At 66.5% G+C, this 23,374-nt stretch carries 33 protein-coding genes; 27 read left to right on the top strand and 6 right to left on the bottom strand.

Annotated elements, in window-relative coordinates:
• Positions 1–168: 168 nt before the first annotated feature.
• Both BJP65_RS16265 and BJP65_RS06385 read right to left on the bottom strand, forming a co-directional pair.
• On the bottom strand, positions 169–777 hold the full coding sequence (locus BJP65_RS16265; protein WP_083285741.1) for a hypothetical protein: 609 nt from the start codon (positions 775–777) through the stop codon (positions 169–171).
• The gene (locus BJP65_RS06385; protein ID WP_070408581.1) at positions 774–2,198 is read right to left on the bottom strand and encodes a polysaccharide biosynthesis tyrosine autokinase; all 1,425 of its coding nucleotides are present in this window, start codon (positions 2,196–2,198) and stop codon (positions 774–776) included. Before BJP65_RS06385 ends, BJP65_RS16265 begins: the two co-directional genes overlap by 4 nt.
• A 329-nt stretch (positions 2,199–2,527) precedes the next feature.
• Here BJP65_RS06385 and BJP65_RS06380 point away from each other — a divergent pair, with 329 nt between their 5' ends.
• From BJP65_RS06380 to BJP65_RS16510, 4 genes are all read left to right on the top strand, one after another.
• Positions 2,528–3,739 (top strand): hypothetical protein, encoded by a 1,212-nt coding sequence (locus tag BJP65_RS06380; protein WP_156784836.1) that lies wholly within the window; start codon positions 2,528–2,530, stop codon positions 3,737–3,739.
• Positions 3,736–5,616, top strand: coding sequence for a DUF4012 domain-containing protein (locus BJP65_RS06375; RefSeq protein ID WP_083285740.1), 1,881 nt, complete (start codon positions 3,736–3,738; stop codon positions 5,614–5,616). Before BJP65_RS06380 ends, BJP65_RS06375 begins: the two co-directional genes overlap by 4 nt.
• A gap of 441 nt (positions 5,617–6,057) precedes the next feature.
• Entirely contained in the window at positions 6,058–6,678 is a 621-nt protein-coding gene (locus BJP65_RS06370) for a helix-turn-helix domain-containing protein (RefSeq protein WP_070408578.1), read from the top strand.
• A gap of 225 nt (positions 6,679–6,903) precedes the next feature.
• The gene (locus tag BJP65_RS16510; RefSeq protein WP_156784834.1) at positions 6,904–7,446 is read left to right on the top strand and encodes a hypothetical protein; all 543 of its coding nucleotides are present in this window, start codon (positions 6,904–6,906) and stop codon (positions 7,444–7,446) included.
• A gap of 214 nt (positions 7,447–7,660) precedes the next feature.
• Here BJP65_RS16510 and lepB (BJP65_RS06360) read toward each other — a convergent pair whose 3' ends face one another.
• Together lepB (BJP65_RS06360) and BJP65_RS06355 are read right to left on the bottom strand one after the other, a co-directional pair.
• Positions 7,661–8,347: a signal peptidase I gene (gene lepB / locus BJP65_RS06360; RefSeq protein WP_083285738.1), complete on the bottom strand. Its 687-nt coding sequence runs from the start codon at positions 8,345–8,347 to the stop codon at positions 7,661–7,663.
• The gene (locus BJP65_RS06355; protein WP_156784833.1) at positions 8,344–9,036 is read right to left on the bottom strand and encodes a hypothetical protein; all 693 of its coding nucleotides are present in this window, start codon (positions 9,034–9,036) and stop codon (positions 8,344–8,346) included. Before BJP65_RS06355 ends, lepB (BJP65_RS06360) begins: the two co-directional genes overlap by 4 nt.
• 212 nt (positions 9,037–9,248) lie before the next feature.
• Here BJP65_RS06355 and BJP65_RS06350 point away from each other — a divergent pair, with 212 nt between their 5' ends.
• Complete coding sequence (locus BJP65_RS06350) at positions 9,249–9,464, top strand: hypothetical protein (protein ID WP_070408575.1); 216 nt, start codon at positions 9,249–9,251, stop codon at positions 9,462–9,464.
• Between the two features lie 123 nt (positions 9,465–9,587).
• Here BJP65_RS06350 and lepB (BJP65_RS06345) read toward each other — a convergent pair whose 3' ends face one another.
• A complete protein-coding gene (lepB, locus tag BJP65_RS06345) occupies positions 9,588–10,304 on the bottom strand; it encodes a signal peptidase I (RefSeq protein WP_070408574.1) in 717 nt (238 codons plus the stop codon).
• On the bottom strand, positions 10,301–11,389 hold the full coding sequence (locus BJP65_RS06340; RefSeq protein ID WP_156784832.1) for a hypothetical protein: 1,089 nt from the start codon (positions 11,387–11,389) through the stop codon (positions 10,301–10,303). The genes lepB (BJP65_RS06345) and BJP65_RS06340 overlap by 4 nt, the downstream gene beginning before the upstream one ends.
• A 476-nt stretch (positions 11,390–11,865) precedes the next feature.
• Between BJP65_RS06340 and rpsJ the strand changes: the two genes are divergently transcribed.
• The 22 genes from rpsJ to BJP65_RS06230 all read left to right on the top strand — a co-directional run bounded on the left by rpsJ (position 11,866) and on the right by BJP65_RS06230 (position 23,374).
• On the top strand, positions 11,866–12,174 hold the full coding sequence (gene rpsJ / locus BJP65_RS06335; protein ID WP_013584016.1) for a 30S ribosomal protein S10: 309 nt from the start codon (positions 11,866–11,868) through the stop codon (positions 12,172–12,174).
• 8 nt (positions 12,175–12,182) lie between these two features.
• Positions 12,183–12,842: a 50S ribosomal protein L3 gene (gene rplC, locus BJP65_RS06330; RefSeq protein WP_055833690.1), complete on the top strand. Its 660-nt coding sequence runs from the start codon at positions 12,183–12,185 to the stop codon at positions 12,840–12,842.
• A 2-nt stretch (positions 12,843–12,844) separates the two neighbouring features.
• The gene (gene rplD / locus BJP65_RS06325; protein WP_055833692.1) at positions 12,845–13,507 is read left to right on the top strand and encodes a 50S ribosomal protein L4; all 663 of its coding nucleotides are present in this window, start codon (positions 12,845–12,847) and stop codon (positions 13,505–13,507) included.
• Positions 13,504–13,803 (top strand): 50S ribosomal protein L23, encoded by a 300-nt coding sequence (rplW, locus tag BJP65_RS06320; protein WP_055833695.1) that lies wholly within the window; start codon positions 13,504–13,506, stop codon positions 13,801–13,803. The genes rplD and rplW overlap by 4 nt, the downstream gene beginning before the upstream one ends.
• A 24-nt stretch (positions 13,804–13,827) precedes the next feature.
• A complete protein-coding gene (gene rplB, locus BJP65_RS06315) occupies positions 13,828–14,667 on the top strand; it encodes a 50S ribosomal protein L2 (protein ID WP_055833696.1) in 840 nt (279 codons plus the stop codon).
• A 12-nt stretch (positions 14,668–14,679) separates the two neighbouring features.
• Positions 14,680–14,961 carry a 30S ribosomal protein S19 gene (gene rpsS / locus BJP65_RS06310; protein ID WP_013584011.1) on the top strand — a complete coding sequence of 94 codons (282 nt, stop codon included), beginning with the start codon at positions 14,680–14,682 and terminating at the stop codon, positions 14,959–14,961.
• A 25-nt stretch (positions 14,962–14,986) separates the two neighbouring features.
• A complete protein-coding gene (gene rplV / locus BJP65_RS06305; RefSeq protein ID WP_055833699.1) occupies positions 14,987–15,385 on the top strand; it encodes a 50S ribosomal protein L22 in 399 nt (132 codons plus the stop codon).
• Positions 15,385–16,143, top strand: coding sequence for a 30S ribosomal protein S3 (rpsC, locus tag BJP65_RS06300; RefSeq protein WP_055833702.1), 759 nt, complete (start codon positions 15,385–15,387; stop codon positions 16,141–16,143). The genes rplV and rpsC overlap by 1 nt, the downstream gene beginning before the upstream one ends.
• Positions 16,143–16,562, top strand: coding sequence for a 50S ribosomal protein L16 (gene rplP, locus BJP65_RS06295; RefSeq protein WP_055833705.1), 420 nt, complete (start codon positions 16,143–16,145; stop codon positions 16,560–16,562). The genes rpsC and rplP overlap by 1 nt, the downstream gene beginning before the upstream one ends.
• Positions 16,562–16,873 carry a 50S ribosomal protein L29 gene (gene rpmC / locus BJP65_RS17080; RefSeq protein WP_013584007.1) on the top strand — a complete coding sequence of 104 codons (312 nt, stop codon included), beginning with the start codon at positions 16,562–16,564 and terminating at the stop codon, positions 16,871–16,873. Before rplP ends, rpmC begins: the two co-directional genes overlap by 1 nt.
• A complete protein-coding gene (gene rpsQ / locus BJP65_RS06285; protein WP_070408572.1) occupies positions 16,873–17,205 on the top strand; it encodes a 30S ribosomal protein S17 in 333 nt (110 codons plus the stop codon). Before rpmC ends, rpsQ begins: the two co-directional genes overlap by 1 nt.
• A gap of 34 nt (positions 17,206–17,239) precedes the next feature.
• Positions 17,240–17,608 (top strand): 50S ribosomal protein L14, encoded by a 369-nt coding sequence (gene rplN / locus BJP65_RS06280; RefSeq protein WP_055833708.1) that lies wholly within the window; start codon positions 17,240–17,242, stop codon positions 17,606–17,608.
• 2 nt (positions 17,609–17,610) lie between these two features.
• Positions 17,611–17,970, top strand: coding sequence for a 50S ribosomal protein L24 (rplX, locus tag BJP65_RS06275; RefSeq protein ID WP_055833711.1), 360 nt, complete (start codon positions 17,611–17,613; stop codon positions 17,968–17,970).
• Between the two features lie 2 nt (positions 17,971–17,972).
• Positions 17,973–18,563 (top strand): 50S ribosomal protein L5, encoded by a 591-nt coding sequence (rplE, locus tag BJP65_RS06270; RefSeq protein WP_055833716.1) that lies wholly within the window; start codon positions 17,973–17,975, stop codon positions 18,561–18,563.
• 90 nt (positions 18,564–18,653) lie between these two features.
• Positions 18,654–19,052 carry a 30S ribosomal protein S8 gene (gene rpsH / locus BJP65_RS06265; protein ID WP_055833719.1) on the top strand — a complete coding sequence of 133 codons (399 nt, stop codon included), beginning with the start codon at positions 18,654–18,656 and terminating at the stop codon, positions 19,050–19,052.
• Between the two features lie 7 nt (positions 19,053–19,059).
• Complete coding sequence (gene rplF, locus BJP65_RS06260) at positions 19,060–19,596, top strand: 50S ribosomal protein L6 (RefSeq protein WP_055833722.1); 537 nt, start codon at positions 19,060–19,062, stop codon at positions 19,594–19,596.
• A gap of 2 nt (positions 19,597–19,598) precedes the next feature.
• Positions 19,599–19,958 (top strand): 50S ribosomal protein L18, encoded by a 360-nt coding sequence (gene rplR, locus BJP65_RS06255; RefSeq protein WP_055833725.1) that lies wholly within the window; start codon positions 19,599–19,601, stop codon positions 19,956–19,958.
• Complete coding sequence (gene rpsE, locus BJP65_RS06250) at positions 19,955–20,635, top strand: 30S ribosomal protein S5 (RefSeq protein WP_070408571.1); 681 nt, start codon at positions 19,955–19,957, stop codon at positions 20,633–20,635. The genes rplR and rpsE overlap by 4 nt, the downstream gene beginning before the upstream one ends.
• Entirely contained in the window at positions 20,635–20,820 is a 186-nt protein-coding gene (gene rpmD, locus BJP65_RS06245) for a 50S ribosomal protein L30 (RefSeq protein ID WP_013583998.1), read from the top strand. Before rpsE ends, rpmD begins: the two co-directional genes overlap by 1 nt.
• On the top strand, positions 20,820–21,353 hold the full coding sequence (gene rplO, locus BJP65_RS06240; RefSeq protein WP_070408570.1) for a 50S ribosomal protein L15: 534 nt from the start codon (positions 20,820–20,822) through the stop codon (positions 21,351–21,353). Before rpmD ends, rplO begins: the two co-directional genes overlap by 1 nt.
• A 108-nt stretch (positions 21,354–21,461) precedes the next feature.
• Entirely contained in the window at positions 21,462–22,784 is a 1,323-nt protein-coding gene (gene secY / locus BJP65_RS06235) for a preprotein translocase subunit SecY (RefSeq protein ID WP_055833728.1), read from the top strand.
• A complete protein-coding gene (locus tag BJP65_RS06230; RefSeq protein WP_055833731.1) occupies positions 22,781–23,374 on the top strand; it encodes an adenylate kinase in 594 nt (197 codons plus the stop codon). The genes secY and BJP65_RS06230 overlap by 4 nt, the downstream gene beginning before the upstream one ends.

The following is a 23,374-nucleotide window of genomic DNA, read 5'->3' as shown; positions in this document are numbered from 1 at the left end:
CTCAGCCCGTCCGAACAGTAACACCCGGCGTTTCACCGCTAGTCACGCACAGATGACTGATTCGTTTCCGGCGAGAACACAGGGCTGTGGATTGTGTGCTGACACCGCCTCGATGTACTCCCGGAAGATCAGGAGTCCGGCGAACCGATTTCGGGCGACGTCGCATGGTCATTGGTTTGCTTCGGCGAGCCGCGCCCCGGCGCGTAGGTACGCCGCAACGCTCCGCGCGGCCGGGACCAGCTGACCGAAGGACGTTCTGTAGGTTTCGTCAGATCGGCGGTACGGATCGATGACATCGAATTCACTGGCGTCCGAAGGCGGGGCGATCGTTCCGCGGAGGGAGGCGGCGAAAGCCACCGCTGCGCGCATTCCGTCATCCGCCGTCGTCGCACCCGATCCACGGACGTAAGCAGGAAGATCGGAGTGGGCTGCCTCTGCGATTCGCGCCAGTTCCCGCAGGGTGAAGCTGCGTCGCATCGCCGCGGGGAGCGTTTCCGCAGCATATCGACGGTGTTCTCGCGCCATTCCGAGAATCAGATCGGCAGAGCGGATCAGGGGAGCTGACACCTGTCTGGCCGTGTGGTGTGACGCGTCGACGTCATACTCCATCGCTATCCGCTGACCGGGTTCCGGAACGGATTCCCCGGTCAGGGCCCCGGTTCCCGCGCTCTCTACGCTGACGCCTCCCTCGTCGGCGAGGAGCGCGGCCAAAGCGAATTCGGCGACGGGTGATCGGCAGACGTTTCCGGTGCAGACGCTGAGGATTGTGAAGCTCATCGGCTGTCCTCGCGTCTCCGAGACCGACGGTCGCCGGAAGCCGAGCTCTTCACTTCGTCCTGCGCGGCGCTGTAGGAATATGCGCCGTATCCGTAGCTGTCGGGTCCCTTGGCGGGGAGCATAGTGACGATGACTCCGAAGAGACGGCTGCCGATGGCACCCAGCTTCTCGACCGCGGCGGTGAGCTGAGGCTTCTTCGTCGTTCCGGACGCCGCGACCATGAGGACGCCGCTGGTGAAGCGCGAAATGACCGCGGCGTCAGTCACCAGCAGCAGGGGCGGAGCATCGACGAGGACGTAGTCGAATGCCTCGGCGAGAGCCTCCAGCGTCCGTTGCATGGCCTGGCTGCCGAGCAACTCGGACGGGTTGGGGGGTGTCCGACCCGAGGGGAGCACGAAGAGCTTTCCCGTTCCCCATTGCTGCAGTACGTCCACCAGTTCGGCCCGCCCGATGAGCACATCAGTGAGACCGACCCCTCCTTCGACGCCCATGTAATCCGCCACGCGCGGGAGCCTGAGGTCGCCGTCCACGAGGGCCACTCGCGCTCCGGTTTCCGCGAGCGCGATGGCGAGGTTCGCCGTTGTGGTGGACTTCCCTTCGCCGGGGCCGGCGCTGGAAACGACGAACGAACGGGACGAGCCGTCTACGTCGACGAACTGCAGGTTCGTCCGGAGGCTGCGGAAGGACTCCGCGCGAGGGTTCCGCGGATCCGCGTGCACGATGAGCGGTCGCTTCTTGGCGTCGGGATCGAGAGCGATACCCCCCAGGACGGGTGCTTCGGTCGCCGCTTCGATGTCGTGCAGGGAATGGATACGGGTGTCGAGAATGGACCGCAGCACGGCCACTCCGATGCCGAGGGCCAAACCGAGGAGAATGCCGAGCCCGATGTTGATCGGGATGTGCGGCGACGACGGAGATGTGGGGACAAGCGCGGGGGCGATGGTCTCGACCCGGACAAGACTCGCAGTGTCCCCGTCCGGCTTCTCCAAGCGATTCACGACGACGTCAGCGAAGTTGGACCCGACTGAATTGGCTATGGCGGCTGCCGTTTCGGCGTTTCCATCGGACACGCGAATGGAGATGATGACGGAGTTCGTTGCGGACGACGCTTCGATCGACTGCGCCAACTGCTGAGCTGTGACATCCAAGTTCAGGTCGTCGATGACCCGGTCGAGCACGAGGGCACTGTCGACGACGTCGACAAAGCTCACGACAGCCTGACGAGCGAAGTTGGTGCCCTGCGCCAGCTCGCTCACGCCTGAACTGTCTGACCGAACTGACACATAGAGCTGCGTGTTGGCTTCGTAGGTCGGGGTCTGAAGGAGGGAGTAGCCGTACGCCCCCGCACCGCCGAGAATCGTCAACGCAAGGATGAGAATCCAGTTGCGGTGAAGGATTCTGAGATAGTCACGCAGTTCCAAGCCTCGTCCATTCGCCGGTGGGGAGATGAGCGGGTGCCCGGAGGATACGCACGAATTCTCGGGCTATTCTGTCCCGGAGCAATCCGCGCCGTATCCGGCGCCCCCTCGACTACCCTACGACATTCGCAGAACGGCGCCGGAGATGGCGCCCGGGAGACGCCATGAACGATCTCAGAACGCTCTTCGGGCCCGACACGGACTCCGAACGAAATGCGCGACCGCCGGGGGAACCATCCGCCGACACGGCATCGCTTCGTGCATTGGTCGGAGCGTCCACGGCGGCACCGCAGCAGCCGCGGAGTGACGGATCTTCCGGTCTGAAGGCGTTGGTGGGCGATTCACAGGCCCCGCACGACGACAGCACGGCATCGGAATTGGCGGCGCTCGTGGGGGGAACTCGTGCCAGCGCCCGCCCGTCCATCATGACGGATCTTTCGTCCTTCGTGGGCTCGGGCGGGGTCGCCGCCGAAGGAGCAGGCTGGCAGGCGCCGGAGCTTGCGCAGGTCGGCAAGCGCCCGATGTTCGGTGGTCGTCGTAAAGCGGGTGCGGTCAACTACCTGAGCGTGGCCGCTGCGGTGATTGCAATCGTCGCGCTCGTCGGTACTGCCTCATTTGCCGTCATTCAGCGAGCGACGGCGAATCCCGCCGATGACGCAATGGTCAGTCTCCGGGAGCGCGAAGCGGAGCTCGCGAACGAGACCCAGACGTTGCAGACGGCGGCCGATCTGTTCGACGCATCCGTCTCCGAGGCGGCGAACCTCGGTCAGAGCAGCGCGTCCGTCCTCGTCGCGCTGCAGGGCCGCGTTGATGCGGCTCCTCTCGCGACTGCCGAGGCCTCGAGACTCAACCTGCTTCAAGTGGCGGCAGCGGCCCAGCCGGTGTCGATCCCGACGTATCAGCGCGCCTCTATCGACGAGAAGGACCTCGTAGACGTCGGGAAAGCCATCGACGGTGTGCGGCTCGCTCGCGAGTCGCTGCCTCCTCTGGTGACCGATGTGCGGGATGCCCGATCCACGGTGACCGCCGCCCTCACCTCGTTCCGCGGCGAGCTGTCCAACCTCGGCTCAGCCATCGAGTCCGAGGCTGCGAAAGCCGTGACGATCAACGACTCCGCATCGCAGAGCTTCCGTGCCGCGGTCACCGACGCGGCGGCGCGTGTCAAGGCGGCGCAGCAGGCCGGTGGCGACGGACTGGCGGAGATGCCGGTCTACGCGGCGTCGCTCGACGCGCTCCGCACCGAGAACGCGCGCATTTTGGCCCTCGAGCAGGCGGAGAGGGATGCGGCACCCACGACTCCCCGCAACCCCGGAAGCGGGTCGAACACCGGTGGCGGAACGAACTCGGGTGGCGGTTCGAACACGGGTGGCGGGAACCAGGGCGGCTCCCCGGATACGGGTACCAATCCCGACCCGGCGCCGTCTCAGCCCGCGCCGGATCCGGATCCGGAGCCGGTCCCCGACCCGACGGAGTCAGAAGAGCCCCCCATCATCATCGATCCTGAGCCCGCCCCGTCCGGCACCGTCCCGGGTGCCACCTCATGACGGACGCACACGACACGCCGTCGAGGCGTCAGCGTCGCGTCGACGTGGAGCCCGAAGCGGCGAGTTCTGGACGCGGACGCGTGGCGGCAGCCATCGCGGGCTGGACTCTCGGGGCCCTCGGCTTCGCCGTCTGCGCGACCGCCGCGGTCGCCCTCGCCTTCGCTCATCAAGCGGGCGTCGTCCGCACCGACCTTCTCGGCGCCCAGGCCAAGCTCTCGTTCGTCCCGCAGATCGTCGCCAATCGCGACATCGCGGGCCTCAATCAGGTCTCGAACGAAGTGCTCGAGCAGACGAACCGCGCGGATGCCAATTCCTCCGGCCCGCTGTGGGATCTGGCATCCTCGATTCCCCTCGTCAAAGACAACACCGAGGCGGTGCAGAGCCTCACCGCCATGACCCGCGAACTGACCGGGCGCGCCCTGCCGCCGACGGTCGCCCTGCTGTCGGCGTCGGACTTCTCGTCGCTCGCGGTCGAGGGCGGTGGCATCAACCTCGAACCGTTCCGCCAGGCCGAGGGTGCGCTTCCCGAGATCACCGCGGCGTTCACCGACGCCAAGGTCGTCACCGACGGCATCGACCGCACCAATCTGCTCCCGATCGTCACCGAACCCCTCGATCAGGTCGCCCAGATCGTCGACCAGGCGGCACCGTCGCTCACTCTCGTGCAGAAGTACCTGCCGTCCCTTCTGGCTGCGGCGGGCGGCGACGGACCCAAGACGTACCTCGTGTTGTTCCAGAACAACGCCGAGATCCGCGCCACCGGTGGAAACCCCGCGGCGTCGAGCGTGATGGTCGTCGACAACGGACGCATCGAGCTCAAGGAACAGTCGGACTCGATGGCGTTCTACGCGGCCGGGCAGGCGGGGCGCTCGGCGCTAGACCTCCCCGAGAGCACGCTGGCGCTGTACCCCGACACCTTCACGCGCTACTCGCAGGACTTCACGTTCACGCCCGATTTCCCGACCACCGCGCGTCTTTTCGAATCGCTGTGGGATCGCACCGACGGCTCGCAGTTCGATGGCGTGATCTCGATCGACCCCGTCGTGCTCGCTCACATGCTCGAGGTGCTGGGCCCCGTCGATCTGCCCACCGGCGAGCAGATCACGGCCGAGAACGCGGTCAAGCTCGTGCTCAGCGACGCCTATCAGCGTTACGGCGACGCGGGTGACAACGGGCGCTCGTCCGACGAGTTCTTCGCCTCGGTGTCGTCGACGGTGTTCTCCCGCCTGTCGGGGGGACAGTGGAACCCCATCGCGATGTTCGACCAGCTCACGCGCAGCGCTCAGGAGCAGCGCATCAACCTCTGGTTCACCGACGAGCAGGCACAGGCTCTCGTGACGGAGGTCGGTCTCGACGGCGGTCTGCGTACGGACAACGCCGCATCGACGCAGGTGGGCATCTACCTGAACGACTTCTCGGTCAGCAAGCTCGAGTACCACCTCGCCACCGAGGTGTTCGCGAGCTGCAACGCCGCGGATCGCACCGTCAACGTCTCGATGAACCTGCGCAACAGCATCACGGATGACATCACCAACGCCTACACGCTGGGTGCGCGCAACGGCACCTACGGCCTGCCGCGCACGACGATGATGCTCGACACCCTGTTCTTCGCGCCTCCGGGTGCCACGATCACCGCGATGGATCCCGCCGATGGTGACATCCCCTCGCTCTCGCGGAGCGGGAACGAGAACGGGAACACCGGAGAGAGTCGAATGGTGACGCTCGGCCAGAACGAGTCGCGCACGGTCTCGTACACGGTGCAGCTTCCGGGCGGACCGCTCGGACCGCTCGACCTTCGTCATACTCCGACGGCGAGCGACACCCCCGTGACGGTCGACGCGTCGTGCGATCCGTTCCTGGCGGGTTTCGCGAGCTGAGGCGCCCGGGCTGTACGCAGGCTCCTTCTTCAACCGGGGGCATTCATTACCTCGCGGAGCCCGTTTGCGCATTGCCCCGGCCGCGAACGCAGGTTTCTTCGTAGAATCTTCGCAATTTCTTGACGTTCCGTTGCGGCTAGCCGGCGGATGCGTTGCGCAAGCGCCGGTTCTATGGGGCCGCGCCGTGCGAATGCCGACGCGGCGAATCTCCGGGTAGTGCCCGCTTCGCCTCTTGCGTCGTGGGGTGGGTAGAACGTGGTCGGTGCGCTGCACGCCGTTTCGCCCCCGGCGGCGATCTTCGGAAGTGTTCGAGTACGGGCCATCGCTGGCTCACAGCTAACGATGCCTCCTACGGATGCCGGTGAAGACGAGGCGTGCCTCGTGGTCTCGCTCGGTCGACCGCCCTCTATTCGTGGCCCTGTGGGGGCGGCGAGTTCCTGCGTGGCGACCATTGCGCCGGCCGCGCCGGTCCAGGCGCACGCGGCGCGCTGTCACCTCGTGCTCACCTTTCCCGCGCAGGTTCTGCACGGCGTGGGGGTCGACGCGCCGGTGCCCCTTCCTCTCGACGTGCATTCCGCATTGTTCTGGCCGTTTCTCACCTTCGCGTGGAGCTGTGCCACCTCGGGCGATCGTCACACCGGACTCACGCTGTACTTCATGGAGCGCTTGCTCCAGGAGATGTTGGTCGGAGTGGTGGTGTCGTCGTTGCGGTCTCAGGGAGGCCCCGCCGTGTCGGACGTCTATTCCGCGGCGCTGTCGGTCATCGCAGCGCGAGTAGGCGATCCCGACCTCAGGGCGGCGTCGGTCGCCGCGGAACTGAACACGTCGATTCGCACCTTGCAACGTCAGTTTTCGTCCCGCGGTACCACGATGGACCGCAGTATCCGGCGGGCTCGAGTGGCCCACGCGGTCTCGTTACTCGAGGATCCCGCCTACGCAGCCCTGTCGATCGACCAGATCGGCCATGCGTGTGGTTTGGCGAACGGGTCGAGCCTCGCCCGCGCATTCGCCGCCGAGGGGCTCGCCTCTCCGTCGGCCGTGCGCCGCCTGCCCGTTCAGTAACCGACCGCGCACGCGACACGTCACTTCTCATACCCAAAGCGTCGTTGTCCCCCTTCACCCCCTGCTTCACCCGGCGAAGCCGAGATCATCACCCTGAAGCCGCCCCGACCAGCACCCGCATGAGGTCGGGCACCCATCGAAACCCCAAGGGGGGCATATGAGCAACGAGAAGTCCGACTCCGTCACCGGCTCCGTCAGCCGTCGTACCGTGATCAAGACCGCGGCATGGGCAGCGCCCGTGATCGCCGTCGCCGTCGCTGCGCCACTGGCAGCGGCAAGCGCCGCCTCAGCGCAAATCCTGGCTCTTGTCGGGGGAACATCCGCGCCAACTTCTCTGCCGGCACCTTCTCCGGTGACTTCCAGAACGCCGGTGTGCAACTCAGCAACGTGGTGGGCTCGTACTCAACGGGCGCGCTGCGCGCATCATACCGGCTCCTGGGTCCTAATGCCGTCGGACAGATCACCAAAGCAGATGGAGTGAGCCTCTTCTCGGTCGGCGAGACCATCACTGCCGGCGGCACCGTGTGGACCGTGGCTCTGGTCGCGGCCTCCGGGCGTCGCGTTGAGTTCACCGGAGAGCCGGTCACGGTGAGTGGCACGTCGTCACAGCCAAGTCAGGTGTCGATCTTTGCGCCTGTCGCGAGCTACACCGGAACCTTCGACCCGGCAGAGGTTTCGGAGGATGACCCCCTTTCCGCCACCGTCACTGTGACGGCTGCCGCGATCAACAACGGGGTTTCCGTCTCCAACTCCTCGAGCACGCCCTAACCCCACCCCTGCAGATGAATGCCCGGTGATCTTGCGCCGGGCATTCATCTGTGTGCCGGTCCCGAGCAGGTGTTCATGTCGGCAAGTCCCGCGACAGGGCCTGATCACTTCTGTTAGTCGGCGCCGTCCCCGCGGTGGGACGCCGACCACAGGCAACGTGGGTCGTGTACGAACTCCTGGGCCAAGCCCTCAGCCAAGTGGGCCGAAGGCGCGATTAAACGGCCAGACGACCGCCCATACCCTGCCGATCATGTCGGCCCGGGAGACGAAGCGCCCGCAGCTCTCGATGGCCGGGATGCCGCGGCATCCCGGCGACCGAATCGGCGGAGTTCGCACGATTGTCGCCCAGCACCAGATAGCTCCCGTCGGGTACGGTGACAGACCCGAAGCACCGTTGAGACGCCGGGACGCTCGCGCAGTCGAGCTGACCGGGGCTGAACGGCGGGTCGTTGCGCACATCCCCCTCGTCCAGAGCGGCACCGTCCACCTCGACGCGGCCGTCTGCCGAGCAGCACCGCACCGTCGTCCCCGGCTCGCCGATCACGCGTTTGACGAGCGCATCGAGGTTGCTGGGACCGAAGCCCACGATGTCGCCGACCCATCCGGCAGCGACCCTGAAGGGTCCTGCTTCCCTGGCATCCGTCTTCCAAGTGTCGGGTCGGGGGAACACGATGATGTCGCCCCGCACCGGATCGGACACGCTCATCGCGAGCCGATTCGCGAGGATGCGGTCACCGGTCTCGACCGTGGGTGACATTGACTCGGACGGCACTTGGAACGGTTTCACCAGGAGAAGCTGAACGAGGGCGAGGGCGATCAAGGCCATCGCCACATGCGTGAGGGGGGAGCGGCGGATCCGCTGCCAGCGCGAGCGCGTCGGGCGGGAGGGAGCGGTGCTCATCGCGCCTCGATCAACCCGTGCGTGTTCAGGTCGTCGAGCGCGCCGGCGATGAGTCGGTCCACGCCGCCCTCGTCGGGCTCGCCGAACTCGGCGACGGCTGCCGCCGCGATCTCGTCGGGAGACGCGCCGGCGAGGCACTGCGTCCAGACGAGGCGCCCGAGCGGGCCGAGCGCCGTGACCACGCCGTGGCGAAGAATGCAGGCACGCCCACCGACGAGGATGGCGTCGTCGTAGGTCGTGGCGCGCCAGGGCCCGGAGCGGTCCGACCGCGCGGGCACCGTCCACGAGGGGGCGGGCAGCCCGGGGGAGGCGAACATCTGTGAGACGAGAGCGGGAAGCTCGACGGCATCCCGGTAGATCACCAGCGTCGGCGCCCCGATGGCATCGAAGAGGCGGGCGAGATACTGCAGCGCGGTGGGGAGTTCGGGCAAGTAGCTGATCTGCGGGGTCATCTTGCAGATAGCGTCGATCGTGTCGACGACGGTCGCACCCGGGGCTGCAGCGTCGGACTGTCGCTCGATGAGGGTGAGTGCGGTGAGGACCAGGGGAGCGCCGGGCAGCTCCCTGAGTCCGAGGTCGCTCGGTGCAATCTGTTCCTTGTGGGCGCGACCGTCGGTGATGACGGACAGCGGTTTGCGGTAAGACTGCACCGAAAGGTCGCCGTCGACGGCGACCGTCTCATGGCTCACATAGGCGAAGTGCGCCCCGAGTCGCCGGGCGGCAGTCGTCTTCCCTCGCCCGGAGGGACCGACGAGCGCGATGGTGCGCCCGTCCTCTGCAGCCACCCGGCCGCTGCCATCGTGGCTCGTGCTCCGTCAAGGGCTACCAGTCGCCCGAGGAGCGCGGAAGAATGATTTCCCACGGAGCGGGACGTGGCCCGCCCGAGCGAGGGAGTTCAGCAATGGGTGTGGACGACATCATCAACAAGGGCAAGAAGCTGCTCGATGAGAACCGAAGCAAGATCGAAGAGGCCCTCAAGACAGAGAAAGCCGAAGAGGTCAGTGACAAGATCCTCGATGGCGCGGCCGATGCGATCAAGAAGGTCGTCCCGACCGAGCAGCACGCCAAGGTGGACGACATCCGCCAGAACGTCGACAAGAACATCGGGAACGCCTGACCGCAGAGCAGGGATCGGCGCCCCCGATGCCCGCCTATGGGGCGCGGCATTCCCCGATGGGCGACCAGTCGTCCTGTATGGATGTTGAATCGGCGGAGCGGGCGCGAGCGGAGATGCTTAGGGTCAGCGCAGGGGAGCGAACGCCCGGTCGGGCGGCCACAGGATCAGCGCGACTTCGCCGATCACATCGGAGCGTGGGACGAAGCGCGCACACTCCTCTACGGCGGGGGCTCCCCGGCATCCGATGACCGAATCGGAGGAGTTGGCGCGATTGTCGCCCATCACGAGGTACGAGTCGTCGGGGACCGTGACCGGGCCGAAGCATCGCGAGGACGCGGGTGTGCTGTCGCAGTCGAGCTGCCCGGGGGTGAACGAAAGATCGGTGCGAACGTAACCCTCGTCCAGGGCGACCCCGTCGACCTCCACACGCCCGTCGTCGGTGCAGCACCGCACCGACGTACCCGGCTCACCGATCACCCGCTTCACCAGGGCGTCGAGATTACTCGGACCGAAACCGACGATGTCACCGACCCAGCCGACGGCCGTCCGCAGAGTTCCCCGAGGTGCGAGATCCGTTCTCCATGCGGCGGGCCGTGAGAAAACGATGACGTCGCCGGCGGCAGGATCGCTGCCGACGAGAGCGATGCGATTGGCCAGGATTCGATCGCCTGTCTCGAGAGTGGGCGACATGGATTCCGACGGCACCTGAAAGGGCTTGACGAAGAAGAGTTGCGTAAGAGCGAGCACGAGGAACGCGGCGACGACGTGGGTGATCGGAGACCGACGTATGCGGCGCCAGCGGGTTCGGCTGGACGCCGGTGCGGGGGACTCGGCGCTCATGCCGCCTCGATGAATCCGAGCACACGGAGTTCCTCGATCGTCGCGGCGATGAGCGCAGTCGCTTCGCCCTGCTCCGGCTCTCCGAACTCGGCGACGGCGGTGGCGACGATCGCTTCCGTCGACGCCCCGGCCAGACACTGCGTCCACACGAGGCACCCGCGCTGGTCGAGAGCGGTGACCATTCCATTGCGCATCACGCACGCGCGTCCCGCGACGATGATGGCGTCGTCGTAGGGCGCGACCCGCCAGGGTCCCGGATCGTCCGCGCGAAGGGGGACGGTCCAGGCGGCGGCCGGATGACCCGGCTCGTCGAGCATTGTGCGCACCAGAGCGGGGAGCTCCACGGCGTCGCGGTAGATCAGCCGGGTGGGGGCGCCGATGGCGTCGAACAGGCGTGCCAGGTACTGCAAAGGCGTGGGCAACTCGGGGAGGTAGCTGATCTGCGGTGTCATCTCGCAGATCGCGTCGATCGTGTCGATCGCGTAGGGCCCGATCGCTGCCGCATCGGGCTGACGGTCGATGAGGGTGATCGCGGTGAGACGCAGGCGAGCATCCGGCAGATCCTTCAACCCGAAGATGCTGGGCGCGATCTGCTCCTTATGAGCGCGACCGGGGGTGATGACGGAGAGCGGCTTGCGGTACGGCTCGACGGTGAGGTCGTCGGCGACCGCCACCGTCTCATCGCTCACATAGGCGAAGTGTGTTCCGACATGACGGGATGCCGTGGTCTTGCCGCGACCCGAGGGTCCGACCAACGCGATCGTGCGTCCGTCGTCGGTGGCCGCCCCGGCGGCATGCAGGAGAAGGCGCGTGCCGCGGAGCGCGTCGAGGGCCTCCAAGGTCACTCGGGTGGAGAGATCGGACAACCCGCGCTCGATGTCGACGAACGCGTCGGGGGAGAGGTCGAGGGTGCGGTGCTGCCGGCCGGCGTCGCCGCGAGGCACGTGGCAGTCGCTCCATGCATCGCGTACGCGCGAAAGCAACGTGCCCGACAGGGTCGAGGTCGCGCGGAGGTGGACATCGACGCCCATCGCGTCGACGGTGACCATCGGCACGGGGGACGGTGCTGCGTCAGCCGGACTCATACGTGCCTTCCTGTCGAGGCGTGCCGCACGGTGCGGGATCCGGTCCATCATCGGGCGCGATAATTGTATGGGCCCGCCTGTCCCCGTCGGGGGCCTCGTGCGCCGGCGATGCTGGGTATCCGCCGCGCGCGACACGCCCGGGTTTGCGACACACCCGGCGGCTACGTAGACTAATGCAGTTCCACATTCCGGCGTGCGCTCGGCGCGCGCCAGGATCACTGTCAGGGCAGTGCACAGGCGGCGCGAAAGCGCAGGGTCCTGGGCCGCCGGCAGCAGAACAGACACCGAGCCCCTTCCTTCATCGGATTCGCACGCGTGCGTGCGGGGTGGGCCGGATGCCATGGCATCCGGTTTGACAGCTGAACAGCGGTGCAGCATCTCTCGCGTGAGCGAGGGGAAGTGCCAGGGTGCGAGAGCACCACCGTGCGTCCAATGCCCCAGGTCGGGTAAGACGCGAGAAAGAGAGAGAGCAGACAATGGCGGGACAGAAGATCCGCATTCGCCTGAAGTCGTACGATCACGCCGGGCTGGACTCGTCGGCGCGCAAGATCGTCGACACCGTGACCCGTGCCGGTGCCACCGTGGTGGGCCCGGTTCCCCTTCCGACCGAGAAGAACGTCGTGTGCGTCATCCGGTCGCCCCACAAGTACAAGGACAGCCGCGAGCACTTCGAGATGCGCACCCACAAGCGCCTTATCGACATCATCGACCCGACGCCCAAGGCCGTCGACTCGCTGATGCGCCTCGACCTCCCGGCCGATGTCAACATCGAGATCAAGCTCTGAGGTTCGACATGTCTGACATCAACTCCAAGATCTCCAAGGGCCTCCTCGGCACCAAGCTCGGCATGACCCAGGTGTGGGACGAGAACGGCAAGCTCGTTCCCGTCACCGTCATCGAGGTCGCTCCGAACGTCGTGACCCAGCTGCGCTCGCTCGAGAAGGACGGCTACAACGCCGTTCAGATCGGCTACGGCCAGATCGACCCCCGCAAGGTGAACAAGCCCCTCACGGCTCACTTCGACGCCGCCGGCGTGACCCCGCGTCGCCACCTCACCGAGGTGCGCACGGCGGATGCCGCCGACTACTCGCTCGGCCAGGAGCTGACCGTTGACGGTCTCTTCGAAGCCGGCCAGCGCGTCGACGTCGTCGGCACCAGCAAGGGCAAGGGCACCGCGGGTGTCATGAAGCGTCACAACTTCAAGGGTGTGTCCGCTTCGCACGGTTCGCACCGCAACCACCGCAAGCCCGGCTCCATCGGCGCATCGTCGACCCCGAGCCGCGTCTTCAAGGGCATGCGCATGGCCGGCCGTATGGGTGGCGAGCGCGTGACCGTCCTCAACCTCACGGTGCACGCCGTCGACGCCGAGAAGGGCCTGATGCTCGTCAAGGGCGCTGTCCCCGGTGCTCGTGGCCGCATCGTCTACGTCCGCAACGCAGTGAAGGGTGCCTGATCATGGCTGACTCGACTCTCGCGCTCGACGTCGTGAAGGCCGACGGCAAGAAGGCAGGCTCCGTCGAGCTGCCCGCCGCGCTCTTCGACGTCAAGACGAACATTCCCCTCATCCACCAGGTCGTCGTGGCGCAGCGCGCCGCGGCACGCCAGGGCACGCACTCGACCAAGCGTCGTGGCGAGGTCTCGGGTGCCGGCCGCAAGCCCTTCAAGCAGAAGGGCACCGGTAACGCCCGTCAGGGCTCGATCCGCGCGCCGCACATGACCGGTGGTGGCATCGTCCACGGCCCCAAGCCGCGTGACTACAGCCAGCGCACGCCCAAGAAGATGATCGCCGCCGCCCTGCTGGGTGCGCTCAGCGACCGTGCGCGTGGGCAGCGTCTGCACATCGTCGACAGCTTCGCCATCGAGGGTGCCCCCTCGACCAAGGCTGCCGCTGCCGCGCTGAAGGCCTTCGGCGCCGTCAAGAACGTTCTCGTGGTCATCGACCGCGACGACGAGCTGACGGTGAAGAGCGTCCGCAACCTCGCGTACGTCCACGTGCTGACCGTCGGCCAGCTGAACACCTACGACGTGATCGTCTCCGACGACATCGTCTTCACCAAGGCCGCTTACGACGCGTTCGTCGCGTCGAAGTCCGCTGCCACCGAGGAGGTCTCGGCATGACCGCCGTCAACAAAGACCCGCGCGACATCATCCTGAAGCCGGTCGTCTCCGAGAAGAGCTACTCGCTCATCGACGAGGGCAAGTACACCTTCCTGGTGGACCCGCGCTCCTCGAAGACCGAGATCAAGCTCGCCATCGAGAAGATCTTCGGCGTCAAGGTGGCCTCGGTCAACACGATCAACCGCGTCGGCAAGGCCCGTCGCACCCGCTTCGGCACCGGCAAGCGCAAGGACACCAAGCGCGCCATCGTGTCGCTCAAGTCGGGCACCATCGACATCTTCACGTCTGTCGGCTGACGGTCGGGATAGAGGACAAGAACAATGGCTATTCGCAAGTACAAGCCCACGACCCCCGGTCGCCGCGGCTCGTCGGTGGCCGACTTCGCCGAGATCACCCGATCGACGCCTGAGAAGTCGCTGCTGCGCCCCCTGTCGAAGACCGGTGGCCGCAACAACCAGGGCCGCATCACCACGCGTCACATCGGTGGTGGCCACAAGCGTCAGTACCGTCTGATCGACTTCCGTCGTAACGACAAGGACGGCATCGACGCCAAGGTCGCTCACATCGAGTACGACCCCAACCGCACCGCGCGCATCGCGCTGCTGCACTACGCGGACGGCGAGAAGCGCTACATCATCGCGCCGAACAAGCTGTCGCAGGGCGATGTCGTCGAGTCGGGTGCCGGCGCTGACATCAAGCCCGGCAACAACCTGCCGCTGCGCAACATCCCCACCGGTACCGTGATCCACGCGATCGAGCTGCGTCCCGGTGGCGGCGCGAAGATGGCCCGTTCGGCGGGCGTCTCCGTGCGCCTCGTCGCCAAGGACGGCCCCTACGCGCAGCTGCGTCTGCCCTCGGGTGAGATCCGCAACGTCGACGTGCGCTGCCGCGCCACGATCGGCGAGGTCGGTAACGCCGAGCAGTCGAACATCAACTGGGGCAAGGCCGGCCGCAAGCGCTGGCTGGGCGTCCGCCCGACCGTGCGTGGTGTCGCCATGAACCCGGTCGACCACCCGCACGGTGGTGGTGAGGGTAAGACCTCCGGTGGTCGTCACCCCGTTTCGCCGTGGGGTAAGGCCGAAGGCCGCACCCGTCATGCGAACAAGGAAAGCGACAAGCTGATCGTCCGCCGTCGCACCGCCGGCAAGAAGCGTAAGTAGGAGTAGAGGAAGATGCCTCGCAGCCTTAAGAAGGGCCCCTTCGTCGACGAGCACCTGCTTCGCAAGGTCGTCTCGCAGAACGAAGCCGGTTCCAAGAACGTCATCAAGACCTGGTCGCGCCGTTCGATGATCATCCCCGCCATGCTGGGACACACCATCGCCGTGCACGACGGTCGCAAGCACATCCCCGTGTTCGTGACCGAGACCATGGTCGGTCACAAACTGGGCGAGTTCTCGCCCACCCGCACCTTCCGCGGCCACGTGAAGGACGACAAGAAGGGCCGCCGCCGCTGACGCGGTGGCGCTAGAGGAGAGAGAAATGGTGGAGTCCATCGCACGCGTGCGACACATCCGCGTGACCCCTCAGAAGGCTCGTCGTGTCGTCGCGCTCATCAAGGGCAAGCAGGCCGAAGAGGCCCTCGCCATCCTGAAGTTCGCGCCCCAGGGCGCGAGCGAGCCGATCTACAAGCTCGTCGCCTCGGCGATCGCGAACGCTCGCGTCACCGCTGACAAGACGAACGAATACCTGGATGACGCCGACCTGTACGTGAAGAACGCGTACGTCGACGAGGGCACGACGCTCAAGCGTTTCCGTCCCCGTGCACAGGGTCGCGCCTTCCAGATCAAGAAGCGCACGAGCCACATCACGGTCGTGCTCGCGACGCCGGAAGACGCTGCTGCGGCCCCGGCGCGCGCCAACAAGAAGGCGAGCAAGTAATGGGACAGAAGGTCAACCCGTACGGCTTCCGCCTCGGCATCACCACCGACCACGTGTCGCGGTGGTTCTCGGACTCGACGAAGGCCGGTCAGCGTTACGCCGACTACCTCGCCGAGGACATCAAGATCCGTCGCCTGCTGACCACCTCGCTTGACCGCGCCGGTGTCAGCAACATCGAGATCGAGCGCACGCGTGACCGCGTCCGCGTCGACATCCACACCGCCCGTCCGGGCATCGTGATCGGTCGCCGCGGCGCCGAGGCCGAGCGCATCCGTGCCGACCTCGAGAAGCTCACCAGCAAGCAGATCCAGCTGAACATCCTCGAGGTCAAGAACCCCGAGGCCGATGCTCAGCTCGTCGCGCAGGGTGTCGCCGAGCAGCTCACCGCTCGCGTGGCGTTCCGCCGCGCGATGCGCAAGGGCCTGCAGGGCGCGCAGCGTGCCGGCGCCAAGGGTGTCCGCATCCAGGTGTCGGGTCGCCTCGGCGGCGCCGAGATGAGCCGCTCGGAGTTCTACCGCGAAGGCCGTGTGCCCCTGCACACCCTGCGCGCGAACATCGACTACGGCTTCTACGAGGCCAAGACCACCTTCGGCCGCATCGGCGTGAAGGTCTGGATCTACAAGGGCGACCTCACCAACAAGGAGCTCGCCCGCGAGCAGGCCAACGCGCCCAAGTCCCGCGGTCGTGACGACCGCGGTGGCGACCGTCGTCGTGGTCCGCGCAACGAGGCCCCCGTGGCAGAAGGAGCGTCGGCGTAATGCTCATCCCCCGCAAGGTCAAGTACCGCAAGCAGCACCACCCCGGCCGTTCCGGCCAGGCCACCGGTGGCACCCAGGTGTCGTTCGGTGAGTACGGTATTCAGGCGCTGACCCCCGCTTACGTGACCAACCGTCAGATCGAGTCCGCTCGTATCGCCATGACGCGTCACATCAAGCGTGGCGGAAAGGTGTGGATCAACATCTACCCCGACCGCCCCCTCACCAAGAAGCCGGCCGAAACCCGCATGGGTTCCGGTAAGGGTTCGCCCGAGTGGTGGGTCGCGAACGTCAAGCCCGGCCGCGTCCTCTTCGAGGTCGCGGGTGTCGACGAGCAGCTCGCTCGTGAAGCACTGACCCGAGCCATTCACAAGCTGCCCCTGAAGGCACGCATCATCAAGCGCGAGGAGGGCGACGCGTAATGGCGATCGGCACCAAGCAGCTCGCCCCGAGCGAGCTCGACACGTTCGAAGACCAGCGCCTCGTCGAGGAGCTGCGTAAGGCCAAGGAAGAGCTGTTCAACCTGCGCTTCCAGTCGGCCACCGGCCAGCTCGAAAGCCACGGTCGCATCCGTGCAGTCAAGCGCGACATCGCGCGTCTGTACACCGTGATCCGTGAGCGCGAGCTCGGCATCCGCGCCACCCCGGCCCCGGTCGAGGCGACGAAGGCGAAGAAGAGCAAGGCGAAGAAGGCGGACGCCGCTGACGACGCCGCGAAGGAAGAGGCGGAGTAATGGCTACCGCGAAGAAGGCAGAGGCCGAGGCGCAGGTCGTCGGTCACGAGCACTCCGAGAACGATGTGCGCGACGAGAACGCCCGCGGTTACCGCAAGGCGCGTCGTGGCTACGTCGTCAGCGACAAGATGGACAAGACCATCGTCGTCGAGGTCGAAGACCGCGTGAAGCACCCGCTCTACGGCAAGGTCATCCGCCGCACCTCCAAGGTCAAGGCGCACGACGAGACCAACTCGGCGGGCATCGGCGACCTGGTCGTCATCAACGAGACCCGTCCGCTGAGCGCCACCAAGCGCTGGCGCCTGGTCGAGATCCTCGAGAAGGCCAAGTAAGCCTCGCGCTTACTTGGAATCCAAGGAGTAAAAAGTGATTCAGAACGAATCCCGGCTGAAGGTCGCCGACAACACCGGCGCCAAGGAGCTGCTCACCATCCGCGTGCTCGGCGGCTCCAACCGTCGTTACGCGGGCCTCGGTGACGTCATCGTCGCCACGGTCAAGGACGCGATCCCCGGTGGAAACGTCAAGAAGGGCGACGTGGTCAAGGCTGTCGTCGTCCGTGTCGTGAAGCAGACCCGCCGTCCCGACGGCTCATACATCAAGTTCGACGAGAACGCCGCCGTGATCCTGAAGAGCGACGGGGAGCCCCGCGGCACCCGCATCTTCGGACCCGTCGGTCGTGAGCTTCGTGACAAGAAGTTCATGAAGATCGTCTCGCTCGCCCCGGAGGTCATCTGATCATGGCGAAAATCAAGAAGGGTGACCTGGTTCAGGTCATCACGGGCGCCAAGCCCGAGCGTGGCGGCGACCGCGGCAAGCAGGGCAAGGTCCTCGAGATCCTGACCGAGCAGAACCGCGTCATCGTCGAAGGCGTGAACTACGTCACCAAGCACAACCGCGTGGGCCAGTCCCAGCGCGGCACCAAGACCGGTGGCATCGAGACGTTCGAAGCCCCGATCCACATCTCCAACGTCGCGCTCGTCGACCCCTCGACCAAGAAGCCGACCCGCGTCGGCCGCCGGGTCGAGGAGCAGGTGAAGGACGGCGTCAAGCGCACCGTCCGCGTGCGCTTCGCGAAGAAGTCAGGCAAGGACCTCTGAACATGAGCACCGTGACTGCCGCGGAGACTGGCAAGATCCAGCCCCGCCTGAAGCAGAAGTACAACGCCGAGATCAAGAAGGCTCTGCAGGAGGAGTTCGGTTACCCGAACGTCATGCAGATCCCCGGACTGGTCAAGGTCGTCGTGAACACCGGTGTCGGCGAGGCCGCTCGCGACAGCAAGGTGATCGATGGTGCGGTCGACGACCTCACCAAGATCACCGGTCAGAAGCCCGTCGTCACCAAGGCTCGCAAGTCCATCGCGCAGTTCAAGCTGCGCGAGGGTCAGGCGATCGGCGCGCACGTCACCCTCCGCGGTGACCGCGCGTGGGAGTTCGTGGACCGTCTCGTCAACCTCGCCCTGCCCCGTATCCGCGACTTCCGCGGTCTCTCGGCCAAGCAGTTCGACGGCAACGGCAACTACACCTTCGGTCTCCAGGAGCAGTCCGTGTTCCACGAGATCGATCAGGACCGCATCGACCGCGTGCGTGGATTCGACATCACCATCGTCACCACCGCGAAGACGGACGAGGAAGGCCGCTCGCTGCTGCGTCAGCTCGGCTTCCCCTTCCAGTCGGCCGACGCTCAGGCCTGAACTCGGGCCCCCGGGTTTCCGGGGGCCCCTCATCGAAGGTCGGCTGTCGCGTAACGGCAGTCGAAACCTCATGAACGAAAGAAGCAACACATGACGATGACAGACCCGGTCGCAGACATGCTGACCCGTCTGCGCAACGCGAACTCGGCTCACCACGACTCCGTGTCGATGCCGAACTCGAAGCTGAAGACGAACATCGCCCAGATCCTCAAGCAGGAGGGTTACATCGCCGACTGGACCGTCGAAGACGCCCGTGTCGGCCAGACCCTCAACATGACGCTGAAGTACGGCCCGAACCGCGAGCGGTCGATCGCCGGCATCAAGCGCGTCTCCAAGCCCGGCCTCCGCGTGTACGCGAAGTCGACCGAGGTCCCCACGGTCCTCGGCGGGCTCGGCGTCGCCATCCTGTCCACCTCCTCCGGTCTCCTCACCGACCGTCAGGCCGAGCAGAAGGGCGTCGGCGGGGAAGTCCTCGCCTACGTGTGGTGATCTGAGAATGTCGCGTATCGGACGTCTTCCCATCGACATCCCCGCCGGCGTCACCGTTTCGGTGAACGGCCGGGAGGTCGCCGTCAAGGGCCCCAAGGGCGAGCTCGAGCTCACCATTGCCCAGCCCCTCGAGGTGTCGGTCGAAGAGAACCAGGTTCTCGTCACCCGCCCCGACGATGAGCGCGAGTCGCGGTCGCTCCACGGCCTGACCCGCACGCTCATCAACAACAACATCATCGGTGTCACCCAGGGCTACACCAAGGGCCTCGAGGTCGTCGGTACGGGTTACCGCGTGGCGCAGAAGGGCAGCTCGATCGAGTTCGCCCTCGGCTTCTCGCACCCCGTCCTGATCGAGCCGCCCGCAGGTATCACCCTCACGGTCGAAGGCAACAACAAGGTCACCGTGAGCGGCATCGACAAGCAGGCCGTCGGCGAGGCCGCCGCCAACATCCGCAAGATCCGCAAGCCCGAGCCGTACAAGGGCAAGGGTGTGCGGTACGCGGGCGAGGTTGTGCGCCGCAAGGCCGGAAAGAGTGGTAAGTAGCCATGGCTGTCAAGACAAAGTCCGTCGCCCGTGCCCGTCGCCACGCGCGCCTTCGCAAGAAGGTCGTCGGCACCGAGCTGCGTCCCCGTCTCGTCGTGACGCGCTCGGCGCGCCACGTGTTCGTCCAGGTCGTGGACGACAGCAAGGGCCACACCGTGGCCTCTGCCTCCACCCTCGAGACCGACCTGCGCGGGTTCGACGGTGACAAGACCGCCAAGGCCCGCAAGGTCGGCGAGCTCGTCGCCGAGCGTGCCAAGGCCGTGGGCGTCGCCGACGTCGTGTTCGACCGTGGCGGTAACCGCTACGCCGGCCGTGTCGCCGCGATCGCCGACGGAGCTCGCGAAGGAGGGCTGAACCTGTGAGTGACAACAAGGAGACCGAAGTGACCGAGCAGACTGCACCGGTAGAGGGTGCGGCTGCGGCCACGGCCCCCGCCGAGCGTGAGCGCGAGCCGCGTCGCGGTGGTCGCGAGCGCAACACCAACCAGCGCGACCGTGGTTCGCGCGACCGCAACGAGAGCCAGTTCCTCGAGCGCGTCGTGACGATCAACCGCGTCTCGAAGGTGGTCAAGGGTGGTCGTCGCTTCAGCTTCACGGCGCTCGTCGTCGTGGGTGACGGCAACGGTGTCGTGGGTGTCGGTTACGGCAAGGCCCGCGAAGTCCCCCTCGCCATCTCCAAGGGTGTCGAAGAGGCCAAGCGCAACTTCTTCCGCGTCCCGCGTTCGGGTTCGACCATTCCCCACCCCGTCCAGGGTGAGGCTGCCGCCGGTGTGGTGCTCCTGCGCCCCGCCGCTGCCGGTACCGGTGTTATCGCCGGCGGTCCCGTCCGCGCCGTCCTCGAGTGCGCCGGCATCCACGATGTCCTGTCGAAGTCGCTCGGCTCGTCGAACACGATCAACATCGTGCACGCGACCGTCGCAGCCCTGAAGCAGCTCGAAGAGCCCCGCGCCGTGGCAGCCCGCCGTGGCCTGGAGTTCGACCAGGTCGCCCCGGCCCGCCTCGTGCGCGCCGAGGCCGCCGCCCAGAAGGTAGGTGCCTGATGGCCGAGCGTCTGAAGGTCACGCAGATCAAGTCCAAGGTGAGCGAGAAGCAGAACCAGCGTGACACGCTGCGTTCGCTCGGTCTCAAGCGGATCGGCGACTCGGTCGTCCGTCCCGACGACGCGCAGACGCGCGGTTACGTCAAGACCGTCGCCCACCTCGTCAAGGTTGAGGAGATCGACTAATGGCTGACAAGAAGGACGAGACCGCAACGGTCGCCGCCCCGAAGAAGGCCTCGGCCCGTAAGACGGCTGAGAAGAAGGAAGCCCCCGCGGCGCGCCCCGGCGTGCTGAAGGTCCACCACCTGCGTCCCGTCCCGGGAGCCCACAAGGCCAAGACCCGCGTGGGTCGCGGTGAGGGCTCGAAGGGTAAGACCGCCGGTCGCGGTACCAAGGGAACCAAGGCCCGCTACCAGGTCCGGGTCGGCTTCGAGGGTGGGCAGATGCCGCTGCACATGCGCACCCCGAAGCTCCGTGGCTTCAAGAACCCGTTCCGCGTCGAGTACCAGGTCGTGAACCTGGACAAGCTCGCCGAGCTCTACCCGCAGGGTGGCGACGTGACCGTCGCCGGCCTCGTGGCCAAGGGTGCCGTCCGCAAGAACGAGAAGGTCAAGGTGCTCGGCACCGGCGACATCTCGGTCGCGCTGACCGTCTCGGTCGACAAGGTCTCCGGCTCTGCTGAGCAGAAGATCGTCGCCGCCGGCGGTTCCGTCAACTGACGCACGACCCCTGAGGGGCCGGCGGCCTTACGGCCGTCGGCCCCTTCTGGGTTAGTCTGATTTGGTGTGCGCCCTGCGGCGTGCCGAGATCGTTCTGGAGGAATCCCCTTGTTCAGCGCCATCGCGCGGGTTTTCCGCACGCCCGACCTGAGGCGGAAGATCGCCTTCACGCTGGGCATCATCGCCATCTACCGGCTGGGTGCCCACGTCCCCACGCCCTTCGTCGACTTCCCCAACGTCCAGCAGTGTCTGAACCAGTCGGGCGGCACCGAGGGGCTGCTGTCGCTGGTCAACCTCTTCTCGGGCGGCGCTCTGCTGCAGCTGTCGATCTTCGCGCTCGGCGTCATGCCCTACATCACGGCCACCATCATCGTGCAGCTCCTGCGCGTCGTGATCCCGCACTTCGAGACCCTCTACAAAGAGGGCCAGGCGGGGCAGGCCAAGCTCACCCAGTACACGCGCTACTTGACGATCGCTCTCGCTCTCCTGCAGTCGACGACCCTCGTCACCGTGGCCCGCTCGGGACAGCTGTTCGGCTCGGCCGGCATCCCCGAGTGCCAGCAGCTGCTCACCAACGACATCTGGTGGGCGCAGCTGCTCATGATCATCACCCTGACCGCCGGCACCGGCCTGGTCATGTGGTTCGCCGAGCTGGTCACCGAGCGCGGTGTCGGCAACGGCATGTCGATCCTGATCTTCACCTCGATCGCGGCGACGTTCCCCGGCGCCATGCTGTCGATCCTCACCTCGCGCGGCGTGGAGGTCTTCCTCCTCGTCCTCGCCGTGAGCATCGTGATCGTCGCGCTGGTCGTCTTCGTCGAGCAGTCCCAGCGCCGCATCCCCGTGCAGTACGCGAAGCGCATGGTCGGGCGTCGCACCTACGGCGGCACGAACACCTACATCCCGATCAAGGTGAACATGGCCGGCGTCGTGCCCGTCATCTTCGCCTCGTCGCTGCTGTACATCCCCGCCCTCATCGCGCAGTTCAACCAGCCGCAGGCGGGCCAGGAGCCGGCCGGTTGGGTGACCTGGATCTCGCAGTACCTCACGCGCGGTGACCACCCGCTCTACATGCTCGTGTACTTCCTGCTGATCGTCGGCTTCACGTACTTCTACGTGGCCATCACCTTCAACCCGGTCGATGTCGCCGACAACATGAAGAAGTACGGCGGGTTCATCCCCGGCATCCGTGCGGGTCGTCCGACGGCCGAGTACCTCGACTACGTGCTGACGCGCATCACTTTGCCGGGATCCATCTACCTCGGTCTGATCGCGCTGCTGCCGCTCGTGGCGCTGGCGACGGTCGGGGCGAACCAGAACTTCCCGTTCGGCGGAGCATCGATCCTCATCATCGTGGGTGTCGGTCTCGAGACGGTGAAGCAGATCGACGCGCAACTCCAGCAGCGTCACTACGAAGGGCTGCTGCGATGACCGCGCGTCTTCTGATCGTGGGGCCCCAGGGCTCGGGCAAGGGAACGCAGGGCGTCCGCGTCGGCGACGCCCTCGGCATCCCGGTCGTCTCGACGGGCGACGTCTTCCGTTCGAACGTCGCCGAGGGAACAGACCTCGGTCTGCAGGTGAAGTCGATCATCGACGGGGGAGACCTCGTCCCCGATGAACTGACGAGCGCGGTCGTGCGCGACCGCCTCTCGCAGGCCGACGCCGCCGAGGGCTTCCTGCTCGACGGGTATCCGCGGAACCTCGCCCAGGTCATGCACCTCGACGAGTTCCTGGGCGGACGCGACGAACGTCTCGACGCGGTCATCGCCCTCGTGGTGCCCCGCGACGAGTCGCTCGCGCGCTTGACGGCCCGTGCGGCCGAGCAGGGCCGTGCCGACGACACAGAAGAGGCCATCGCCACGCGTCTGGGCATCTACGAGCGCGAGACCGCGCCCATCCTCGACGTCTACGGCACGCGCGGCATCGTCGACGAGATCGACGGTGTCGGCGGGCTCGACGAGGTCACGGCACGCATCTTCGCCGCCCTCGAGGCGCGCGGAATCGCCTTGTCGGCTGTCTGA

Origin of the sequence: Microbacterium sp. BH-3-3-3, assembly GCF_001792815.1 — a bacterium.
Lineage (GTDB): Bacteria > Actinomycetota > Actinomycetes > Actinomycetales > Microbacteriaceae > Microbacterium.
This window is presented reverse-complemented; position numbering and strand designations above follow the sequence as displayed.

Coding starts and splice junctions, on each gene's coding strand:
- lepB (WP_070408574.1), bottom strand. CDS start 10,304: ATGAGCGCCGAGTCCCCCGCACCGGCGTCCAGCCGAACCCGCTGGCGC.
- rpsC (WP_055833702.1), top strand. CDS start 15,385: ATGGGACAGAAGGTCAACCCGTACGGCTTCCGCCTCGGCATCACCACC.
- rpsH (WP_055833719.1), top strand. CDS start 18,654: ATGACGATGACAGACCCGGTCGCAGACATGCTGACCCGTCTGCGCAAC.
- rplV (WP_055833699.1), top strand. CDS start 14,987: ATGGTGGAGTCCATCGCACGCGTGCGACACATCCGCGTGACCCCTCAG.
- rpsJ (WP_013584016.1), top strand. CDS start 11,866: ATGGCGGGACAGAAGATCCGCATTCGCCTGAAGTCGTACGATCACGCC.
- lepB (WP_083285738.1), bottom strand. CDS start 8,347: ATGAGCACCGCTCCCTCCCGCCCGACGCGCTCGCGCTGGCAGCGGATC.
- rplD (WP_055833692.1), top strand. CDS start 12,845: ATGGCTGACTCGACTCTCGCGCTCGACGTCGTGAAGGCCGACGGCAAG.
- BJP65_RS06230 (WP_055833731.1), top strand. CDS start 22,781: ATGACCGCGCGTCTTCTGATCGTGGGGCCCCAGGGCTCGGGCAAGGGA.
- BJP65_RS16265 (WP_083285741.1), bottom strand. CDS start 777: ATGAGCTTCACAATCCTCAGCGTCTGCACCGGAAACGTCTGCCGATCA.
- rplB (WP_055833696.1), top strand. CDS start 13,828: ATGGCTATTCGCAAGTACAAGCCCACGACCCCCGGTCGCCGCGGCTCG.
- rpsS (WP_013584011.1), top strand. CDS start 14,680: ATGCCTCGCAGCCTTAAGAAGGGCCCCTTCGTCGACGAGCACCTGCTT.
- rplF (WP_055833722.1), top strand. CDS start 19,060: ATGTCGCGTATCGGACGTCTTCCCATCGACATCCCCGCCGGCGTCACC.
- rpmC (WP_013584007.1), top strand. CDS start 16,562: ATGGCGATCGGCACCAAGCAGCTCGCCCCGAGCGAGCTCGACACGTTC.
- rpmD (WP_013583998.1), top strand. CDS start 20,635: ATGGCCGAGCGTCTGAAGGTCACGCAGATCAAGTCCAAGGTGAGCGAG.
- BJP65_RS16510 (WP_156784834.1), top strand. CDS start 6,904: ATGGGCAGCGCCCGTGATCGCCGTCGCCGTCGCTGCGCCACTGGCAGC.
- rplE (WP_055833716.1), top strand. CDS start 17,973: ATGAGCACCGTGACTGCCGCGGAGACTGGCAAGATCCAGCCCCGCCTG.
- rpsQ (WP_070408572.1), top strand. CDS start 16,873: ATGGCTACCGCGAAGAAGGCAGAGGCCGAGGCGCAGGTCGTCGGTCAC.
- rplO (WP_070408570.1), top strand. CDS start 20,820: ATGGCTGACAAGAAGGACGAGACCGCAACGGTCGCCGCCCCGAAGAAG.
- rplX (WP_055833711.1), top strand. CDS start 17,611: ATGGCGAAAATCAAGAAGGGTGACCTGGTTCAGGTCATCACGGGCGCC.
- rplW (WP_055833695.1), top strand. CDS start 13,504: ATGACCGCCGTCAACAAAGACCCGCGCGACATCATCCTGAAGCCGGTC.
- rplC (WP_055833690.1), top strand. CDS start 12,183: ATGTCTGACATCAACTCCAAGATCTCCAAGGGCCTCCTCGGCACCAAG.
- BJP65_RS06375 (WP_083285740.1), top strand. CDS start 3,736: ATGACGGACGCACACGACACGCCGTCGAGGCGTCAGCGTCGCGTCGAC.
- BJP65_RS06350 (WP_070408575.1), top strand. CDS start 9,249: ATGGGTGTGGACGACATCATCAACAAGGGCAAGAAGCTGCTCGATGAG.
- rplR (WP_055833725.1), top strand. CDS start 19,599: ATGGCTGTCAAGACAAAGTCCGTCGCCCGTGCCCGTCGCCACGCGCGC.
- BJP65_RS06340 (WP_156784832.1), bottom strand. CDS start 11,389: ATGAGTCCGGCTGACGCAGCACCGTCCCCCGTGCCGATGGTCACCGTC.
- rplP (WP_055833705.1), top strand. CDS start 16,143: ATGCTCATCCCCCGCAAGGTCAAGTACCGCAAGCAGCACCACCCCGGC.